Genomic DNA, 19226 nt, shown 5'->3' on the forward strand with positions numbered 1-19226 from the left:
CACAAAGGTATCTTTTTTACAGAAGACGTTCAATTCAATTCACTACTTTTGGGCAATATGCGCATACTTAGGTCTTTCCTGGTTGTACTCTGGAGAATTTGGTTTTACATTTTAATGGCCATTCCCATCCTGGTATTTTTTCCATTTTTATTGCTTTTCACCTCCCGCACAAAGTTTTATCCGCAGTTCTTTATGATCGCCCGCTGGTGGGCGGCTTTTATTTTATATGGCATGGGGTTCTATCCCAGAATAAAGAGAGAACAAAAACTGATAAAGGGAGAAAGTTACATGCTGGTGGCCAATCATACTTCGATGACAGACATTATGCTTATGCTCGTCACAGTTAAAAATCCCTTTGTTTTTGTCGGAAAAAAAGAACTGGTCAAAATTCCCCTTTTTGGTTACTTCTATAAACGCACCTGTATACTTGTTGACCGCGGAAATCAAAGAAGTCGCAAAGAAGTCTTTGAGAGTGCCCAGCGCCGGCTTAACAGCGGTACCAGTATTTGCATTTTTCCTGAAGGCGGTGTTCCCGAAGATACTTCTGTTCTCCTAGATTCTTTCAAGGACGGTGCTTTTAGACTTGCAATAGATCACCAGATTCCTATCGTCCCTATCGTGTTTTTTGATAATAAGAAGAGATTCCCTTACATCTTTACTGAAGGCAGCCCGGGCAGGATGAGGGTGAAGATCAAGGAGTTCATTCCCTCCGCTGGCATGACGCAGCTGAACAAAAAGGAATTGCGGGAAAACACAAGAGCAGTTATTCTTAAGGAGCTTATGGGTGGAAAATCTGGTTAGAACTTATAGCTGAAACCAGAGTAAATTCCAAAGTAATAAGGTTTGGATTCTTCAGAAGGAGATTCAAATGTATGGAGCTGATACTTGAGCATTGGTTCCAGATTAAGCTTAAACTTCTTGGAAAGATTGTAATCCAGCCCCAGTCCAATATTGGTACTAAAGCTCACATTGTTGATGTTATTTGCTCTTCCTTCGGCAGAAATAGCTGAAGAATTCAAAGAAACCTCATTTTCCTCTAAGAATAATGTACTCGCACCTCCAATTAGATTCAGCTCGAATTTACGGGCGAAAAGACTGTACTCAAGTTCAAGTGGTACTTCGATGAAGCCCATTTTCTGATTTAGATTGCCACGGGTAAGATATCCTGCAGGGTTTCTTAGGGTACCTCCGGTAGGCTGCCTTCCGGCCATTTTATCTCCGCCTGTTATTACAGTTCCTGATTCAAGAGAAACGTTTTTTAAGGGAGTTCCGCCCGCCATTCCGGCTATGGCTTGATAGGCCACTCCTCCGGTGTTATAGCTCATATTTACTTTGTTAACCCCAGAGCGGATCTTGATCTTATCACTTAAATTATAGGCGAGGTTGATCCCGTAGGAGTAAGTGACCTCTCCCTCACTGTCGTTGTTGTTAAACCTTGGATCCAGAAAATTTCCTTTTCCCATATTTCCGTAGTAGATGGGAGCTGCATGTGTGGAAATTTCAAAACGGCTCTTTGGAGTAGCTGCAGCAAGATCAGTTTCTTCAAGTTGAGCGGCAACCTCTAATAATGATTTCTTGTTAGCTGCTGAAATTTCCTTGTTCTTCCTCTCCTGCTGAAGTTGATTTTCGGCGACAGGTAAATGGGATTCAAAAATGGCATTTTTGGAAGCTGTTGCAAGAGCAGTAACTTTCTTCAGTTCTTTGATGGCCTCAGCCGCATCATGTTTAATCTCAGTAGATGCCAGTGTAGAATTTGCAGCTGGTTCTAAGGCAGCTGGAATTACTGTTATTCTTGAGGCAGGAAGAATTTCTGAGGAAGAACTTTCTTCTTCAGTCTCTTTATTGACTACAGCCGCTCCACGCTGCACCGGGAGGATCCATTCTCCAATGAGCAACAGGAAAGCCAGGATTGCAGCTACTCCTGCCAATCTCGACCATAGAGGCGTTACCACAGGTTTTCGCTTTTCTTCCTGCTGAAGTTTTTCGGCTATAGATTTCCAGACGGCATCTCTGGGGGTCGCTTCAAAATCCCTAAACTTCTCCTGGTAGAGCCTGTCTATGTACTTCCTTTCTCTCATTATATAGACCTGGCCGTTTTTTTGAAGATACCCGATTCTAACTTTTCTTTCAGGATCACCCTTGCGCGTGCAAGATTGGATTTGGATGTACCGGTAGAAATATTCATGATCTCAGCAATTTCTTTATGGGAGAATCCGTCGAGTACGTAAAGATTGAACACCTGCCGGTAACGGTCTGGCAGTTGTTGTATAATTTCAAGTAAGTAGTCAACAGATACTTCATCTTCATCGATCTCTATTTCGGGCTCTTTAAAATGATCCTCTCTTATAATTTCGAAAACTGTTTGCTTCCGGTACTTTTGAAGTGCAGTATTAATAACTATCCTTTTCATCCAGCCTTCAAAAGACCCTTTGTTTTTGTATTGAGGCATGCTTTTAAATATCATGAGAAACGCATCTTGTAAGTTGTCTTCAGCCTGTTGGTAGGTGGCTGAATACTTTAAACAAACAGGAAATAATCTATGGACAAACATTTTGTAAAGCTGCTCCTGAGCTTTTATGTCCTGCTTTTTGCATTTCTGTATGAGTTGTTTAATGCTCAATATCCAGGTATTTAGGTGCTGTTAAAAAATAGCGGTAGGGGAACCACCTTATAATTGCGATCTGCCTGCCCATTTAGGGAGTTCAGAATTCTAAATATAGGAATTTCAGCTGGTTCTGCAACAAAAAGAGAATCCGGCTGCAGCTTTTTAAAAGTGAAGGGGAAAAAGGCACTTAAAAAAAAAGAAGTTCGGGATCCTGGTAAGGATTCCGAACTTCCGGGGGAATTAGCCTTTAAATTTTCCCGCTTTTCAATGCTGTAGCCACTGTAGGTTGTGGAGTCAAAAAACGCGCATCGATCTTCCATAACAGCATTGGTAGTTGGGGTCTTTATAAAAGAGATGCAGAAAGTGCAAAAGGGTTGCGCCGGAAAATAAAAAATCCCGGAAATTTCCGGGATTTTAACTAAGCTTTAAGCTTTTGCGACACTCATGGCCTCTTTTATTCTTTTTTCCAGTTCTTCCATAAGATCTGGATTATCTTTTAGCAGGATCTTTACGGCGTCTCTACCCTGTCCCAGCTTTGTGTCTTCATAACTAAACCAGGAGCCGCTCTTTTTGATGATCTCGTAATCAACCCCAATGTCAATGATCTCGCCAATTTTTGACACACCTTCTCCGTACATAATATCGAACTCGGCGGTCTTAAATGGTGGCGCAACTTTGTTCTTTACTACCTTCACTCGTGTTTTATTTCCCTGAACTTCGCTATTGCTGTCCTTGATCTGAGTTGAACGACGAATGTCAAGACGTATAGAAGCATAGAATTTTAATGCATTCCCACCGGTAGTAGTTTCAGGATTTCCGAACATTACTCCTATCTTTTCTCTCAATTGGTTGATGAAGATCACAGTACAATGGGTTTTGCTAATTGAAGCAGTAAGCTTTCTTAGGGCTTGTGACATAAGGCGGGCGTGTAATCCCATTTTTGAGTCCCCCATTTCTCCTTCGATCTCACTCTTTGGAGTCAAAGCAGCAACAGAGTCCACAACTATAATATCAATGGCTCCCGAACGGATAAGGTTATCTGCGATCTCCAGCGCCTGCTCTCCATTGTCGGGTTGAGAGATGATTAGGTTTTCAAGGTCGATCCCTAATTTTTCAGCATAAAAACGGTCGAAAGCGTGTTCTGCATCAATAAAGGCTGCGATTCCACCTGCTTTCTGTGCTTCGGCTATAGCGTGTAAGGTAAGTGTGGTTTTTCCTGAAGATTCTGGTCCATAGATCTCTATTACCCTTCCTCTTGGATATCCTCCCACTCCCAGGGCAAGATCAAGACCCAAAGATCCGCTTGGTATAACATCTACATCGATGACGCTCTGGTCACTCATCTTCATCACGGTGCCCTTTCCATAGGTTTTATCCATTTTGTCAAGGGTGAGTTTGAGGGCTTTTAATTTAGCTTCTCTTTCTTTCTCGTTGCTCATTTAATTCGGCTTCTTTTATATGATAGTGCTGCTAAAATACTATAAGTTTTTATATGTGCTAAATTAAATACGCAACCTTTTCAGCTTTTGTGCATCTACTTAGTAAACCAACTATTACTATATGAAATTTTTAAAGCGAAATATTATTTTGAGTATTTCCGGTAGTTCTGCGGTAGTCAATTTGAGCTGCAGCTGCCGAATGGACGGCGGCTAACGTTATTCTTATTTTTAGTTGAAGAATTAAAAGTATTAATAACGAATTAGCCGTTCGAAAAAAATGCCCCGATATTACATCCGGGCATTTTTTCATTTAAAGCTTTATCTTTGCGCAAAATTCTTTAACCTTAAATCATTAGTATAGCATGCAACTGTACAATAAATTAAGCGCTAAAGAAAGGGAAGCATTACTTGAGGAAGCTGGGGAAGACCGGCTTACGCTCTCTTTCTACCAATACGCAAAAATTGGAAATCCGGAACTTTTCCGCAATCACCTCTTTATAGCCTGGGATCAAATGGAAGTTCTGGGAAGGATCTACGTTGCCCATGAAGGGATCAATGCCCAGCTCTCGGTTCCTGCCAGGAACTTTGGAAGATTCAAGAACTTTCTTGACGGCATTTATTTTCTTGAAAATGTTAGGCTTAATATTGCCATCGAACATGATATCAAGTCCTTCCTTAAACTGAAGGTCAAGGTTCGGGATAAGATCCTGGCCGATGGTCTTAACGATGCAACTTTTGATGTGACCAACAAAGGAGTTCATGTCGATGCTCAAAAGTTCAATGAGCTTATAGAGGATCCAAACACTATTCTGGTAGACATGCGTAATCATTATGAGAGCGAAATCGGCCATTTTAAAGGCGCCATGACTCCCGATGTGGATACGTTTAGAGATAGTCTTGACATCATTGAAAAGGATATAAAGGATCACAAGGAAGACAAAAACCTCGTGATGTACTGTACCGGCGGAATTCGTTGTGAAAAAGCCAGTGCGTATTATAAGCACAAAGGTTTTAAGAAAGTGTATCAGCTAAAAGGCGGGATCATTGAGTATGCCAGGCAGGTAGAAAACCTTAAACTTGAAAATAAATTTCTGGGCAAGAACTTTGTTTTTGATCACCGCAGGGGAGAACGAATAAGTGAAGATATTGTTTCTAACTGTCACCAGTGTGGAAAGCCCTGTGATACCCATGTGAATTGTGCAAATGAAGCCTGTCACCTTTTGTTTATACAATGTGAGGAATGTTCACAGGAGATGAACACCTGTTGCTCAGCCCAGTGTAAGGAAATAGCCGCCTTGCCGTATGAGGAGCAAAAGGCACTGCGCAAGGGCAAAGGAAACAGCAATAAGATCTTTAAAAAAGGCAGATCTGAAGTACTTAAGTACAAGAATTGACAATTAGTTTCTCAAGAGTGCGTTCCATAAATAATGGTATATTTACCTCAATTGATTTAATTAAGACACAATTCGGGAACAGAGTTTTCTGCGCCTAGAATTTCAATATATATAATATGGGATGTAGTAGTTGTGCTACCGGCAAGGACGGTCAGCCAAAAGGATGTAAGAATAATGGAACCTGCGGGACCGATGGCTGTAACAAGCTTTCTGTCTTTGACTGGTTATCGAATATGGAACTTCCGCAGGGAATGGAGCCATTTAATATAGTGGAAGTGCGTTTTAAGAACGGGCGGAAACAATTTTTTAGAAATACAGAAAATCTTAGCCTTAGCATTGGAGACGTAGTTGCGACTGAGGCTGCTCCTGGGCATGACGTAGGTGTGATCTCACTGGTGGGTGAACTTGTGCGGGTGCAAATGAAGAAGAAAAAGGTACGCCAGGACAGTGCCGAAGTACTTAAGATCTATCGGAAAGCAACCCAACGAGATATAGATATCTGGCAGGAAGCCAGAGATCGTGAGGACAAAATGAAAGTCCGTGCCCGTGAAATTGCCATTCGTCTCAATCTTCAAATGAAGATAAGTGATATCGAATTTCAAGGCGACGCATCTAAAGCTACCTTTTATTATACTGCTGAAGAGCGGGTAGATTTCAGGCAGCTCATCAAAGAATTTGCGAGAGAGTTCAATACCCGAATTGAAATGCGTCAAATTGGCTTCAGGCAGGAGGCGGCACGTCTTGGCGGAATTGGTTCCTGCGGAAGAGAATTATGTTGTTCCACCTGGCTCACCGACTTCCGAAGTGTAAATACTTCCGCAGCAAGGTATCAGCAACTTTCACTTAATCCTCAGAAACTTGCCGGCCAATGTGGAAAATTGAAGTGCTGCCTTAATTATGAGCTGGATACGTACCTGGATGCTTTAAAGGATTTCCCGAAAACAGAGGTGAAACTTTACACTAAAAAGGGTACGGCCGTTTGTCAGAAGACCGATATTTTTAAAGGTTTACTTTGGTATGCCTACGAAGGTGACTGGAGCAACTGGCACACCCTTACAGTAGAACAGGCCAATAAGATCATAAAAGCGAATTCCAAAAAGGAACCTGTAAACAGTCTAGAGGAATTTGCGGTAGAATTACAGCAGGAGTCAAAACCAGATTATCACAATGTAGTGGGGCAGGACAGTCTTACCCGATTTGATAATAAAGGAAGCGGGAAGAAAAAGAAAAAGAACAAGCGCAAAAAGAAAAAGCCACAGAAGAATGGATAAGAGGTCTCTGTTTTTCCTCTTTTTGGGAGTCCTGTGTTTGATGTCTTGCGATGAAACGAGGGTTTATGATGATTACAGATCGTTGCCTGGAGAATGGCATCGGGATTCGCTGGTGCAGTTCAAATTTAATGCGCCAGACACTGTGAAGCCGTATAACCTCTTTCTTAATGTAAGGAACAATTTCAATTACGATTTCAGCAATATTTATTTGATCACAGAACTTAATTTTCCAAATGGAAAAGTAATAAGTGATACCCTGCAGTATCAAATGGCTGCACCTTCCGGAGAATGGCTTGGCACAGGCTTTGGTGATGTTAAGGAAAGCAAGCTCTGGTATAAGGAGCAAATTAAATTTACCGAAGAGGGAGAGTACATGGTTACAGTGCAGCAGGCTATGAGGAAGCGCGACAGTATTCATGGGATTACAAGTTTAGAGGGAATTACCGAAGTAGGTTTTAGAATAGAAGACATTAAACAACAGGAATAGTAGATGGCAAAAACATCTGATAAAACAAAAAAAGAGGCCGAAAAAAGAAGAGATTACGGCCGTTATAAATCTTGGTTCTGGACCGTTTTCGCGCTGGGAATTTCAGCTATTGTGCTCCTCTTCTTATTAGCGAGCTGGGGAGTTTTTGGAACCATGCCTACCTTTGAAGAACTGGAAAATCCTGAGACGAATCTCGCAACAGAGATCTTTTCATCAGATGGTGAGACCCTGGGAAAATATTACAATGAGAACAGAACTCCGGTAAAATATGAGGACTTGCCTCAACATTTGATAGAGGCGCTTATTGCCACAGAGGATGAGCGTTTTTATGAACATTCGGGAATTGATGCGAAAGGTACAGTTCGTGCCGCCGTTTACCTGGGGAAAAGAGGAGGGGCGAGTACTATTACACAACAGCTTGCCAAGCTTCTTTTTACCGAGAACGCCTCTAAAAATCCGGCTGCGAGGGTACTTCAGAAATTTAAGGAATGGATCATTGCCACCCGATTGGAGCGGCAGTATACTAAAGAGGAGATCATTACCATGTACCTCAATAAATACGACTTCCTTTACCAGGCAGTGGGGGTTAGATCGGCTGCCAAGATCTATTTCGATAAAGAGCCTAAAGATCTCAATGTGGAAGAGGCAGCAGTACTTGTAGCCATGTTGAAAAATCCTATTTTGTACAACCCCCAAAAAGAGCAATTTAAAGACAATGCTTTACAGCGTCGTAATGTTGTGCTTAGCCAGATGGAGGTCAATGATTACATTACTGAAGAAGAAAAGGATTCTTTACAGCAGCTGCCTTTAAATATCGAATTTTCTCCTCAGGGCCACGACGAAGGAGTAGCAACCTACTTCCGGGTGTATTTACAGGGCTTTATGAAAGACTGGATCGAAAAAAATCCGAAGCCAGATGGTGGTAAATACAACATCTACCGCGACGGACTTAAGATCTACACAAGCATAGACAGCAGAATGCAACAATATGCAGAAGAAGCTGTTGAAATGCACATCTCTCACCTTCAGAAAGAATTTGACAGGCAGAACAAGAATAATAAGACGGCTCCCTTTAGAGACATCACTGCTGAAGAACGCAACAATATCATCAATGATGCGATGCGCCGAAGTGAACGCTGGAGGATCCTTAAGGAACAGGGACTCTCAAATGAAGAGATTGCTGAATCTTTCAATAAAAAGACCCAGATGCAGGTCTTTTCATGGAAAGGGAATAAGGATACGATCATGACGCCTCGGGATTCCATTATTTATTATAAGTCCTTTCTACAGGCAGGAATGATGTCCATGACCCCGCAAACAGGAGAAGTAAAGGCCTGGGTGGGAGGTACCAACTTTAAACACTTTAAATACGATCACGTTAAGCAAGGAAAAAGACAGGTGGGATCCACCTTTAAGCCTTTTGTTTATGCTACTGCCATAGACCAGTTACACCTTTCTCCCTGCGATACTTTGCCACGAAGTCTGCACACCATAGAGGCGGGCAAACACGGCAACCAGAATGACTGGACACCTAAGAACAGTGATGGAGAATACAATGGCATGGTGAGTCTAAAGAAAGGTTTAGCCGAATCTGTAAATACGGTTACGGCGCGTCTTATAGATCGCACCGGGCCAAAACCGGTAATTGACCTGATAGGAAAGCTGGGAATTGATACCAGGAACATACCCGAGGTGCCTTCTATTGCACTTGGTACGGCAGACCTGAGCGTGTTTGAAATGGTTTCAGCTTATAGCACTTTTGTAAATGAAGGAGTTTATGTGAAACCAGTAATTGTGAACAGGATAGAAGATAAGAATGGCACGATCCTTTACCAGCATGTGCCCGAAACCAGAGATGTGCTCAGCAAGGAGGCAGCCTATGTAACCGTAAATCTTCTGGAAGGAGTGACTCAGTACGGTTCTGGTCAGCGTCTTCGTGGAACCTGGGCAACCGGGGCAGACCATTATAAGCGCGCTGTCACTGGTTATCCATACGATTTTGACCGAAATGAGATCCCTATTGCGGGTAAAACCGGAACAACCCAAAATCAAAGTGATGGTTGGTTCATGGGAATGGTGCCTAATCTAACAACGGGAGTCTGGGTTGGTGCCGAAGATCGATCTGTACACTTTCCAAACATCACTTATGGCCAGGGAGCAACAATGGCTTTACCCATTTGGGGTATTTATATGAAAAAGGTATACGCCGATAAGCAGTTGAATGTTGCGAAAGGAGCTTTCCCAAGACCTGAAGTAGTGACTATAAAAACAGATTGCAGCTCATATGGTAAAGCCGGCATGGATGGTGAAAACGATCTTCCCGACGAACTTGACTTCTAAAATCAGGTTTTAAAAGAAATTCCACGGCCCTTTGCATTGCATAGGGCCTTTATTTTTTTGTATTTTTCGGAATAAAACTACCAACAATGATCAACAAAACTGTAAAGGATGTTTCTGAGGCCCTGGAAGGGGTGCATGACGGCATGACCTTCATGCTGGGAGGCTTCGGATTGAGCGGAATACCCGAAAATGCCATTTCTGAACTTGTTCGTCTTAACCTGAGAAATCTTACTTGTATCTCAAATAATGCCGGAGTAGACGACTTTGGGCTGGGCCTGTTACTTCAGAAGAAACAGATCGATAAAATGGTATCTTCCTATGTAGGAGAAAATGCCGAATTCGAGCGGCAAATGCTTAGCGGAGAGCTGGAGGTGGAACTTACACCCCAGGGAACATTGGCAGCCAAATGCCAGGCAGCACAACAAGGTTTTCCTGCTATTTACACTCCGGCAGGTTATGGTACAGAGGTAGCAGAAGGCAAGGAAACGCGTGAATTCAATGGAAAAATGTACGTCCTGGAAGAAGCATACAAGGCAGATTTTGCCTTTGTCAAAGCTTGGAAAGGAGACAAAGCAGGAAACCTTATTTTTAAAGGTACAGCTCGTAATTTTAATCCTGTGATGTGTGGTGCGGCGACAATTACAGTAGCCGAAGTAGAAGAGCTGGTGGAGCCGGGGGAACTAGATCCCAATCAAATTCATATCCCGGGAATATTTGTACAGAGGATCTTTCAGGGGAAAGATTATGAAAAGAGAATTGAACAGAGAACAGTAAGACAAAAGAACCAATAGATGGCACTCGACAAAAACGGAATCGCAAAACGCATTGCACAAGAAGTAAAGGATGGCTACTACGTCAATCTTGGAATAGGTATACCAACGCTTGTTGCCAATTTCGTCCGCGATGATATAGAAGTTGAATTTCAAAGCGAGAATGGGATCCTGGGCATGGGGCCCTTTCCTTTTGACGGAGAAGAAGATCCTGACCTCATAAATGCCGGGAAACAGACGATTACTGCTCTTCCGGGAGCCAGCTTTTTTGATTCAGCAATGAGCTTCGGGATGATAAGAGGTCAGCATGTGGATCTCACTATTCTTGGCGCCATGGAAGTGGCAGAAAACGGAGATATCGCTAACTGGAAGATTCCCGGGAAAATGGTAAAAGGTATGGGCGGAGCCATGGATCTTGTGGCAAGTGCAGAAAATATTATTGTAGCCATGATGCATACTAACAGGGAAGGAGAATCAAAATTGCTTAAGCGGTGTACTCTGCCTTTGACCGGCGTTGGCTGTGTAACAAAGATCGTTACTAATCTTGCTGTTCTTGAAGTTACCGAAAAAGGTTTTAAGCTGCTAGAAAGAGCTCCCGGAGTAAGCGTGGAAGAAATAAAAGAAGCTACCGAGGGTACCTTGATCGTAGAAGGAGAAATTCCTGAAATGAAACTATAAAAGAAAGACCTCCAAGGTTTTCAAAACCTTGGAGGTCTATTTTTTCATATATGCTTCAGACCTACAAGATCTACAAAAGAACTTGCAGGGCCCGAATTAATCCAGGATCGAAGTGGAATTCTTTTCAAGGTTCACCAGGAAATCCAGGGCTTCATTGAGAGGGATGACCTTCCCCCGGGAATTGACCTGTGAAAAATATTTATGCCATCCCGCTTCGTCGATTCCTTTTTCAAATTCCTCAACCGCTTCAAGCGATGGCAGTTTCCAGATCGCCATATATCTGTAATCACTTCTGTAAGGAGTATGTTCATCGTTCATGGCCCAGCCTACGTTCTCAATGCCGCCACGGCTCATTTCTGTAATCGCATTATTCACTTTGTTCATATAGGCACGGCGATCTTCTTTAGAAAGATCCATCCATTCTTTAGTCACGTTCCATTGTTCAACATATAAATACATAACTGGCTTATTTTGTTAGACATTGATGCTTCAAAAAGGTCATTTTTAGCTGATATTTTTGATGCTCTTTTAATAAATATACTAAAATTTTGAAAAGCAGCAGGATAAATAACAATTCCTTAAGGAAGCTTAGACAGATCTTATCTCTTCCTGTTCCAGTAACGGTTCCTGTCTTAGTCTCAACACTACTTGTGCGATAGCAACAACATCACGTTCACAGTATTTGATGATACGATCAAGATCATTTTCTTCATAGAAAACATTCCTGACTTCACTCCCGTCAATGTCCTCTTTAGGAGAAGGCACACCTAATACTTTACAAAGGAGTTTTAGGGAAGTAAAATGTTTGTAGTCGCCGAATTTCCACAGTTCCAATGTATCGAGATGAGGTATTTCCCATGGTTTTTTTCCGAAGAAGTTAAGTTTGTTGGGGAGCTCGATGCTGTGAATAAGCATTCTGCGGGCGATGTATGGAAAATCAAATTCTTTTCCATTGTGGGCACAGAGCAAATGCTGCGGTCGACCAAAATGAGTATCCAGAAGATCCTTGAATTGCTGCAAAAGGCTCTTCTCATCTCCGTGAAAAGTGGTGGTTCTAAATGTTCTTTTTTCACCGGAATAAGCAAAATGCCCTACAGAGATACATACGATCTTACCAAACTCTGCCCAAATGCCGGCTCTGTCATAAAATTCGGCAGCGGTCAACTGCTCTTTTCGCTGATACTGCGTCTTAGCTTCCCAGAGCTTTTGCATTTCGTCTGAAAGATCATTAAAATCTGAATTTTCAGGAACTGTTTCAATGTCGAGAAACAGCACGTTCTTTAGAGCTATTTTTTTAATCATCCTTCCGAAGCATTTTTAACACCTCCTCAATGTAGAAATAAAAATCTTTGGGATGCTCCTTGTCCCCCGGAATTTTGCCTCCTTCATGTCCCAGCCTCACAATGATCACCTCTTCCTGCGGAAGTACAATGACATATTGGCCTAAGATCCCCCGGAAGTAGAAAACATCTCTTCCCTTTACTTTTTCCAGCCATATTCCCAGTCCGTAATGTGGATAATCTTCAAGTTGAGGCCTTTTCGATGCCTCGATAAAAGCAGAATCCAGTAGTTGTCGGCCGTTCCATTTCCCGTGATCTTTGTAAAGTTTTCCGAGACGTGCGAAATCCCGGGCATTTGAAGCAATACAGCAATAAGCCTTTTCCATTCCGCTTTCTTCACTATCCAGCTGCCACAGCGCATTGTTCTCCATGCCCATTGGTTTCCAGAAGCCTGTGCTCAGATATTCAGAAATGCTCTGTCCGGTAGCTTTTTCCAGAACCATTGCCAACAGCTGACTGTTCCCGCTCAGGTATTCGAATTCTTCACCGGGTTGATCTACTACTTCCAGATCCAAAATAAGTTCCCTGATATCGTCATCCAGATAGGCCCGAACGGTCATCGAAAAGGGATTGTAATAATTCTCATCCCAGTTGAGTCCCGAAGACATCGAGGCCAGGTGGCGAAGGCTAAGACGTTCATCGAACTGCGGAAAATAATGTGCGACTGGTTGATCAAGATCGGTAATATAACCTTCAAAAATGGCTTTTCCGAGGAGCATTGCCACCACGCTCTTGGCCATTGAAAAGGAGTTGGTAAGGGAATGAGGGCCGTAATCTTCGGCATAATTCTCATACCAGATACTGTCATTTTTAATAATAAGAAATGCAACCGTTCCTGCTGCTTTATTTTTTTTCTGAAGTGCCTGGGGTATCTCTGCTAAATTATAGTCTGAATGTTTTGGCCAGGGCTGAGGCTCTCCGGCTTCAATAGTGCGGGTGTCGAAATTCACATGATCGTCGATGTGAGCAGTAGTGTATCCCTGAAGATAAGTGGTACGTATTCCCTTAAAAATATAATCGAAATCAAAAAGAAAGATCAGCGTAACAGCCAGAGCTAAAAATATAATGGTTCCAAAAATGCCTTTTTTGACACCTCTCATAGCGCAAGGCTTTGTTGTTTTTCCATTTGCTCGTGTTCAAGCAGCCATTTCTTACGCCACAAGCCACCGGCATACCCCGTAAGGGAGCCATCGCTGCCAATAATTCTATGGCAGGGAATGAGGATCCATAACGGATTCTTTCCATTTGCTGCGGCGACAGCTCTTATCGCTAACGGATTCCCGAAGTCGTTAGAAAGTTCCTTGTATGAGCTGGTTCTTCCGTAGGTAACTTTCTGTAGCAACTGCCACACTTTTTTTTGAAAATCTGTTCCTTCTGGATTGAGTCTAAGATCGAACTCTTTTCGTTCCCCTTTAAAATATTGCTCCAGCTGGGCTATTGCTTCAGTAAGTTGCGGCGCTGGATGAGGTGTGGGTTCCAAGGCTTCATCAGTAAGGGTTAACCTGGAGATCCCCAGATCATTCCCTTCTAAAATAGCATTTCCAAGAGGAGTTTTTATTATTACCCTATTCGTTTTCATCTTCCTTATCCTGTTTTAAAAGGCCTAATTTCTGAGCTCTTTTTTCCCAGTTGCGGCGAGCGAGGATCTGCATATCTTCCACATTGTCACTTTCATCCATGATCTCCAGTCCCATCAAAGTTTCAATAATATCTTCCATGGTGACAAGACCTACGGTGTTACCATATTGGTCAATTACCATTGCCAAATGTGTTCTTTGCTGAATAAACTTTTCGAAGAGCTCGGGGATTGGAGTTTCTTCAGAAGTCATTAGGATCTCTCTTTTCAGAGTTTTTAATTGTTCAGGCCCTTTTTCGTCCAGCATTTCTTCAAGCACTTCATCTTTCAGAATAAAGCCGGTGATATTGTTGTGTTTTTTGTCATAGAGGGGAATTCTGGAAAATTTGAGATTTCGGTTTTCCCTGTAGAATTCTTCAATGGTGGTATTTTCATTTTCAGTAACCGCGACAGAAAAAGGGGTCATTACGTCTTTCGTTTTTACCTTTTTAAAGAGCAGCATATTTTTGATGACCGTTGTTTCTTGCTCTTCAAATACTCCTTCTTCCTCGGCAACATCGGTAATTGCCATAAATTCTTCCCTGCTCATTGACCCTACATGCGCCGATTTACCAATAAGCCGGGTTGTGAGCAGCATGAGGTAAAGAATACCTGTATACTTCAGCGGAAACACAAAGAGCTTTAAAGATTGTGCTGTGAAGTTGCCAAGAGTTTTCCAGTAGGTCGCTCCAATGGTCTTTGGAATGATCTCAGAAATAATAAGGATCGCCATGGTCATAATGGCTGAAACTATGCCTACAGCATTGCCGCCATCTCCATACACTTTTTCGGCCTGTACTCCTACGAGGATCGCACCAACGGTATGGGCAATGGTGTTGATGGTCAAAATAGCTATAAGCGGTTTATCTACGTCCTTCTTAAAATTGGCCAGGGTGCGGGCATAACTTTTTCCTTCTCTGATTTTGATCTTTAAAAAGGAAGGTGTGATGCTGAGAAGGGAGGCCTCCAGAATTGAACACATGAAGGAGAAGAAAATTGAAACAACAGCATATAAGATTAATAATTCCATTTTCTGGCTTTGCTTTTAATGATTTAAATTAAAACATGATGGCAACAAGGTCGTCTTCGGTGATCCTGCTGAAGTATTCCTCAAGATCGAACTGCTTCAATACACTCCTGATCTCTTCTTCATTGTGTTTTGTATTCTTCAGGGCTTGTTCAATAGGAGAAATGTCACGAATATGGAAAAAGTCGCCTGTGATCTTCACTTCCTGAATTACCCCGTTCGCCACGTTCATATTCATTTCTACAGTTCCTCCCGTGGTGCGCGCTCCCTGTCTAAAATTATAGTCGGGAGAATATCCAAAATTCCATTCCCAGGTGCTGTACTTGTCATCTCTTATCTTCTGGATTGCGGCGAGATCTTCTTCGGTGAACTCGTACATACGGGCATCGGGGAAGCTGGAAGTTATATAATTCATCACCTTATCGGTAAACTCATCCAGACTTATCTTTTTGGGCAGGTGATCGCTGATATTAGTAACTCTGTTGGGAACAGATTTCACACCTCTGTCCTTATATTTCAGCGGATTTATTTTAAGGGCACCACTAATATCTTTCATTTCAGAAGAAAAAAGCAAGGTTCCGTGATGCAGCACCTTATTCTTAAAAACATGTTCTGCATTTCCTGAAAATTTCTTGCCCTCAATGGTGAGATCATTTCGTCCTTCAAATTTTGCATTGACACCCAGCTCTTTTAAAACTTCAATTATGGGTTTGGTGTAGCGTTCAAAATCAATCATTTCATAGCTGTCACCAGTGCGGGTAAAGGAGAAATTGAGATTTCCCAAATCGTGAAATACCGCGCCACCACCCGAAAGTCTTCTCACCACCTTTATTCCCCGTTCCTTAACGTATTCATGATTGATCTCGGCTTGGGTATTTTGATGCTTTCCTACAATAATTGCATTGTCATTTCGCCACAACATAAAGCAATCTTCCTTGAGGTGCTTAAAAATATATTCATCTGTTGCGATGTTGAAGAACGCGTCTGTAGAATGATGTTTGATGCAAAGCATATTGCTGGTTTATTCTTTCAAAAATAAGAAAGCATATATGGAAAGTTCCCAAAAGAGGATTAATTCTTAGGATATTCCGGTAAAAAACACCGTTTTTCTTACAGAAGTGACGATTTGATGTATCTTGTGTGCACTTATTATTTTTATTTAAGATCAACAAATTCACTTGCCATGAAAAAAATACTGCTTAGCGCCTTTTTAATGTTGCTTTTTAACTCTTCAGCCATTTCACAGGATACAATAACCGCTGAAGACTATAAACAGGCTACCCAATTTTTGTATTTTAATACATATTCGCTGGTAGACAGAGCTAATGTTCGGCCGGTGTGGTTGGAAGACGGACGTTTCTGGTATCGCGTAAACACTCCCGAGGGTGCAGAATATGTTCTGGTAGATCCAAAAACCGGAAAGAAGGAAACTGCCAGATCAAAGGAAGAACTTATTCCTAAGGAAGAAAATGAGACGCAGGATATTTCTCGAAATGAAGTACTGTCACCCGATGGAAATAAGGTTGTTTATATCAAGGACTGGAATCTTTGGCTGCGTAACCTGGAGACCGGAGAGGAAAAGCAACTGACAACAGATGGTGAGGAGAATTTTGGATATGCTACAGACAATGCCGGGTGGCGCAAAAGTGATCGTCCCATTGTTCTTTGGTCTCCAGATTCCAAAAAAGTAGCAACCTATAAGCAGGATCAAAGACACATAAGTGACATGTACCTGGTAGAGACAAAGGTAGGGGCGCCAAACCTGCAACAATGGAAATATCCACTTCCGGAAGACGAAAAGGTGATCCAGATCCAAAGGGTGATCGTAGAAGTTGACACCCCAAGAGTCGTTGAGTTACAGGTAGCACCAGATCCACGCAGAGGTACCCTGTGTGATGATATTTCCTGCAGTGGCGCATTCGACGATAATTACTGGAACGAAGATGCTACGGCACTTGCGTTCGTTTCGACATCCCGTGATCATAAGGAAGCAAAATTGCGCATAGCAAACGCAGAAACCGGGGAGGTAAGGGAAGTTTTTAATGAAGTCGTAAAGACACAGTTCGAATCCGGGCAGGGGAGCATCAACTGGAAATATCTACCTAATAGCAAGGAAATTATCTGGTATTCAGAAAGAGATGGCTGGGGCCATCTTTATCTCTATGACCTAACCTCCGGAAAACTTAAGCACCAGATCACCAAAGGAGATTTTGTAGTGACAGAGCTTTTACATGTAGACGAAAAAAACAGAGAGCTCTATTTTATGGCTAATGGCCGGGAAGAGGGAAGAGATCCTTATTTCTCGCACCTCTATAAAATAGGTTTTAATGGAAAATCTTTGAAGCTGCTCACTCCCGAAAATGCAAATCATAACATCTATTTTTCATCAGACCACAAGTTTTTCGTGGACAGCTATTCTACACCCACAACGCCTCCTGTAGCTGTTTTGCGCAACACCAATGGAAAAGAAATTGCAGTATTGGAAAGAGGTGATATTTCCAGGCTAAAGGCCAGAGGCTGGAAAGCACCACAGCCTATTACGGTTAAATCTGCAGATGGGCAGTGGGATTTGCATGGTTTAATGTTTACTCCTACTCATTTAGATGAAAATAAAAAATATCCGGTTGTAAATTATGTGTATCCCGGGCCGCAGGGAGGAAGTGTTGGCAGTAGAAATTTTTCGGCAGCCCGCAGTGATCATCAGGCATTAGCCGAACTCGGGTTTATAGTTATTCTTATTGACGGTTCCTGTAATCCCGGTCGTTCGAAAGCCTTTCACGATGCCTGCTACGGAGATATTTCAGGTAACACCTTAGAAGATCAAAAAGCAGGAATTCGGCAACTGACTGAAAAATACCCTTACATCGATGCTGAAAAAGTTGGGATCTGGGGACATTCCGGAGGTGGATTTGCAGCCGCTGCGGCCCTGTTCCGTCACCCGGATTTCTATTCCGTGGGAATTGCAGAATCAGGTAATCATGACAATCGCAACTATGAGGATGATTGGGGAGAAAGATATATCGGACTCATGACTATGGGGCAAGACGGAGTGGATAGTTACACGAAACAGGCGAACCAGATGTATGCAGAAAACCTGGAGGGAAAATTACTCCTTGCTCACGGGGGCCTTGATGATAACGTTCCTCCTTATAATACTTATCTCGTGGTTGATGCCTTAATTAAGGCTAATAAAGATTTTGACCTCATCATTTTTCCTAACGCCCGGCATGGTTTCGGCAAGGATTCCTACTACATGATGCGTCGTCGCTGGGATTATTTCGTGGAGCATCTATTAGGCGCCACTCCGCCAAAGAATTTTGAAATAGAACCTGTGAAATAGTACTAGACCTGCGAGGTTTCCAAGACCTCGTAGGTCTAGAAATGGTAAACCGATAGAGGCGCGATTATTCGCGCCTCTATCATTATATTAGGTTGCGTCTGACACGCGATTATTCGCGTCTCTATCCCTTGCGGGTTTTTTTTCCCACTTCCTCTTTCCAGTCCTTCCCAACTGCCGAAAGATATTCTGAATAGTTCCAGGTATCGAGGCTCGATTGGAGTTGGGGATCTTTATGGGCAACATAAGTTTCATCCTCGGGCGTAGAGGTGACCTGAAGTCCGCAGCTGCGAAGCATCGAGAGAATTCCCTGATGGTTTGGCGCCCACCAGTTGGTAGGATCTCCTGCAAGTTTATGCTCAATAAATGCCATTTTTGGCCAGGCATCTTTTTTCATGATCTCGCGCTTGTGGAATTCCACATCTTCAGGGATCTCCATTTCTTCGGTCCCCGGAAGAGAAAGCGTTTGGAAGACCATCATTTTTTTCACTTTTTGAGACAGTATATCCATCGCAAGCATTGGATACCGCAAATGATAAAATACGCCCATGAACCAAATGAGGTCGAATTGTTCTTCGCTGTGCGCCAGGTCATATACCTGCATCTGCTCAAACCTGATCTTATCATCTAGACCAAATTGCTTAGCCGTCCATTTTGCCTGTTTCAGGTAATGTTCATCCAGATCTATTCCCAGAACTTCTGCACCGCGTTTGGCCAATTCCAAAGAATAGAATCCTGCATTGCAGCCAATATCCAGCACCTTCCAGCCCGTGAGGTCTTCGGGAATTGCAGTTTTGATTTTCTCCCATTTGAACTTCGGAAAATCGCCTAAAAAATGGTCAGGTGCGGTGGTATTCCCGTCGGGAAGATGAATATTGTGAAACCAGGGAGCTAGTTCTTGAATTTCGGCTTGAGTAGACATA

18 protein-coding genes are annotated in these 19226 nt (G+C 42.6%); 8 read left to right on the forward strand and 10 right to left on the reverse strand.

Going from position 1 to position 19226, the window contains the following annotated elements; translation table 11 throughout:
- The first annotated feature begins 57 nt into the window (after positions 1 to 57).
- Positions 58 to 801, forward strand: coding sequence for a lysophospholipid acyltransferase family protein (locus tag HC175_RS03780; protein ID WP_168137191.1), 744 nt, complete (start codon positions 58 to 60; stop codon positions 799 to 801).
- Here HC175_RS03780 and HC175_RS03785 read toward each other — a convergent pair.
- The 3 genes from HC175_RS03785 to recA all read right to left on the reverse strand — a co-directional run bounded on the left by HC175_RS03785 (position 798) and on the right by recA (position 4044).
- Positions 798 to 2078, reverse strand: coding sequence for a hypothetical protein (locus tag HC175_RS03785; protein WP_168137192.1), 1281 nt, complete (start codon positions 2076 to 2078; stop codon positions 798 to 800). The genes HC175_RS03780 and HC175_RS03785 overlap by 4 nt on opposite strands.
- Complete coding sequence (locus HC175_RS03790) at positions 2078 to 2620, reverse strand: RNA polymerase sigma factor (RefSeq protein WP_168137193.1); 543 nt, start codon at positions 2618 to 2620, stop codon at positions 2078 to 2080. Before HC175_RS03790 ends, HC175_RS03785 begins: the two co-directional genes overlap by 1 nt.
- Before the next feature lie 410 nt (positions 2621 to 3030).
- Complete coding sequence (gene recA / locus HC175_RS03795; RefSeq protein WP_168137194.1) at positions 3031 to 4044, reverse strand: recombinase RecA; 1014 nt, start codon at positions 4042 to 4044, stop codon at positions 3031 to 3033.
- Between the two features lie 362 nt (positions 4045 to 4406).
- Between recA and trhO the strand changes: the two genes are divergently transcribed.
- The 6 genes from trhO (at position 4407) to HC175_RS03825 (ending at position 10984) form a co-directional block, all read left to right on the forward strand.
- On the forward strand, positions 4407 to 5438 hold the full coding sequence (gene trhO / locus HC175_RS03800; protein ID WP_168137195.1) for an oxygen-dependent tRNA uridine(34) hydroxylase TrhO: 1032 nt from the start codon (positions 4407 to 4409) through the stop codon (positions 5436 to 5438).
- A gap of 116 nt (positions 5439 to 5554) precedes the next feature.
- Positions 5555 to 6709: a PSP1 domain-containing protein gene (locus tag HC175_RS03805; RefSeq protein ID WP_168137196.1), complete on the forward strand. Its 1155-nt coding sequence runs from the start codon at positions 5555 to 5557 to the stop codon at positions 6707 to 6709.
- Entirely contained in the window at positions 6702 to 7196 is a 495-nt protein-coding gene (locus tag HC175_RS03810; RefSeq protein ID WP_168137197.1) for a gliding motility lipoprotein GldH, read from the forward strand. Before HC175_RS03805 ends, HC175_RS03810 begins: the two co-directional genes overlap by 8 nt.
- 3 nt (positions 7197 to 7199) lie before the next feature.
- The gene (locus HC175_RS03815) at positions 7200 to 9536 is read left to right on the forward strand and encodes a penicillin-binding protein 1A (RefSeq protein WP_168137198.1); all 2337 of its coding nucleotides are present in this window, start codon (positions 7200 to 7202) and stop codon (positions 9534 to 9536) included.
- A gap of 86 nt (positions 9537 to 9622) precedes the next feature.
- Positions 9623 to 10327, forward strand: a complete 705-nt coding sequence (locus HC175_RS03820) for a CoA transferase subunit A (protein WP_168137199.1) — start codon at positions 9623 to 9625, stop codon at positions 10325 to 10327.
- Positions 10328 to 10984 carry a CoA transferase subunit B gene (locus HC175_RS03825; RefSeq protein WP_168137200.1) on the forward strand — a complete coding sequence of 219 codons (657 nt, stop codon included), beginning with the start codon at positions 10328 to 10330 and terminating at the stop codon, positions 10982 to 10984.
- A gap of 96 nt (positions 10985 to 11080) precedes the next feature.
- On the opposite strand, the gene HC175_RS03830 is transcribed toward HC175_RS03825, so the two are convergent.
- The 6 genes from HC175_RS03830 to HC175_RS03855 form a co-directional block, all read right to left on the reverse strand.
- A complete protein-coding gene (locus HC175_RS03830) occupies positions 11081 to 11443 on the reverse strand; it encodes a DUF6616 family protein (protein WP_168137201.1) in 363 nt (120 codons plus the stop codon).
- Between the two features lie 129 nt (positions 11444 to 11572).
- Entirely contained in the window at positions 11573 to 12286 is a 714-nt protein-coding gene (locus tag HC175_RS03835; protein ID WP_168137202.1) for a 3'-5' exonuclease, read from the reverse strand.
- Entirely contained in the window at positions 12279 to 13424 is a 1146-nt protein-coding gene (locus HC175_RS03840) for a serine hydrolase domain-containing protein (RefSeq protein WP_168137203.1), read from the reverse strand. The genes HC175_RS03835 and HC175_RS03840 overlap by 8 nt, the downstream gene beginning before the upstream one ends.
- Positions 13421 to 13903: a methylated-DNA--[protein]-cysteine S-methyltransferase gene (locus HC175_RS03845; RefSeq protein WP_168137204.1), complete on the reverse strand. Its 483-nt coding sequence runs from the start codon at positions 13901 to 13903 to the stop codon at positions 13421 to 13423. Before HC175_RS03845 ends, HC175_RS03840 begins: the two co-directional genes overlap by 4 nt.
- Positions 13890 to 14969, reverse strand: a complete 1080-nt coding sequence (locus HC175_RS03850) for a CNNM domain-containing protein (RefSeq protein ID WP_168137205.1) — start codon at positions 14967 to 14969, stop codon at positions 13890 to 13892. Before HC175_RS03850 ends, HC175_RS03845 begins: the two co-directional genes overlap by 14 nt.
- Positions 14970 to 14997: 28 nt before the next feature.
- The gene (locus HC175_RS03855) at positions 14998 to 15978 is read right to left on the reverse strand and encodes a lipoate--protein ligase (protein WP_168137206.1); all 981 of its coding nucleotides are present in this window, start codon (positions 15976 to 15978) and stop codon (positions 14998 to 15000) included.
- A 171-nt stretch (positions 15979 to 16149) separates the two neighbouring features.
- Between HC175_RS03855 and HC175_RS03860 the strand changes: the two genes are divergently transcribed.
- A complete protein-coding gene (locus tag HC175_RS03860) occupies positions 16150 to 18306 on the forward strand; it encodes a S9 family peptidase (RefSeq protein ID WP_168137207.1) in 2157 nt (718 codons plus the stop codon).
- A 121-nt stretch (positions 18307 to 18427) separates the two neighbouring features.
- Here HC175_RS03860 and HC175_RS03865 read toward each other — a convergent pair whose 3' ends face one another.
- Positions 18428 to 19225, reverse strand: a complete 798-nt coding sequence (locus HC175_RS03865) for a TIGR04290 family methyltransferase (protein ID WP_168137208.1) — start codon at positions 19223 to 19225, stop codon at positions 18428 to 18430.
- Between the last annotated feature and the right edge of the window lies 1 nt (position 19226).

This window comes from Salinimicrobium oceani, from assembly GCF_012037645.1.

Coding starts and splice junctions, on each gene's coding strand:
- HC175_RS03780 (WP_168137191.1), top strand. CDS start 58: ATGCGCATACTTAGGTCTTTCCTGGTTGTACTCTGGAGAATTTGGTTT.
- HC175_RS03785 (WP_168137192.1), bottom strand. CDS start 2,078: ATGAGAGAAAGGAAGTACATAGACAGGCTCTACCAGGAGAAGTTTAGG.
- recA (WP_168137194.1), bottom strand. CDS start 4,044: ATGAGCAACGAGAAAGAAAGAGAAGCTAAATTAAAAGCCCTCAAACTC.
- trhO (WP_168137195.1), top strand. CDS start 4,407: ATGCAACTGTACAATAAATTAAGCGCTAAAGAAAGGGAAGCATTACTT.
- HC175_RS03805 (WP_168137196.1), top strand. CDS start 5,555: ATGGGATGTAGTAGTTGTGCTACCGGCAAGGACGGTCAGCCAAAAGGA.
- HC175_RS03810 (WP_168137197.1), top strand. CDS start 6,702: ATGGATAAGAGGTCTCTGTTTTTCCTCTTTTTGGGAGTCCTGTGTTTG.
- HC175_RS03815 (WP_168137198.1), top strand. CDS start 7,200: ATGGCAAAAACATCTGATAAAACAAAAAAAGAGGCCGAAAAAAGAAGA.
- HC175_RS03820 (WP_168137199.1), top strand. CDS start 9,623: ATGATCAACAAAACTGTAAAGGATGTTTCTGAGGCCCTGGAAGGGGTG.
- HC175_RS03825 (WP_168137200.1), top strand. CDS start 10,328: ATGGCACTCGACAAAAACGGAATCGCAAAACGCATTGCACAAGAAGTA.
- HC175_RS03830 (WP_168137201.1), bottom strand. CDS start 11,443: ATGTATTTATATGTTGAACAATGGAACGTGACTAAAGAATGGATGGAT.
- HC175_RS03835 (WP_168137202.1), bottom strand. CDS start 12,286: ATGATTAAAAAAATAGCTCTAAAGAACGTGCTGTTTCTCGACATTGAA.
- HC175_RS03840 (WP_168137203.1), bottom strand. CDS start 13,424: ATGAGAGGTGTCAAAAAAGGCATTTTTGGAACCATTATATTTTTAGCT.
- HC175_RS03845 (WP_168137204.1), bottom strand. CDS start 13,903: ATGAAAACGAATAGGGTAATAATAAAAACTCCTCTTGGAAATGCTATT.
- HC175_RS03850 (WP_168137205.1), bottom strand. CDS start 14,969: ATGGAATTATTAATCTTATATGCTGTTGTTTCAATTTTCTTCTCCTTC.
- HC175_RS03855 (WP_168137206.1), bottom strand. CDS start 15,978: ATGCTTTGCATCAAACATCATTCTACAGACGCGTTCTTCAACATCGCA.
- HC175_RS03860 (WP_168137207.1), top strand. CDS start 16,150: ATGAAAAAAATACTGCTTAGCGCCTTTTTAATGTTGCTTTTTAACTCT.
- HC175_RS03865 (WP_168137208.1), bottom strand. CDS start 19,225: ATGTCTACTCAAGCCGAAATTCAAGAACTAGCTCCCTGGTTTCACAAT.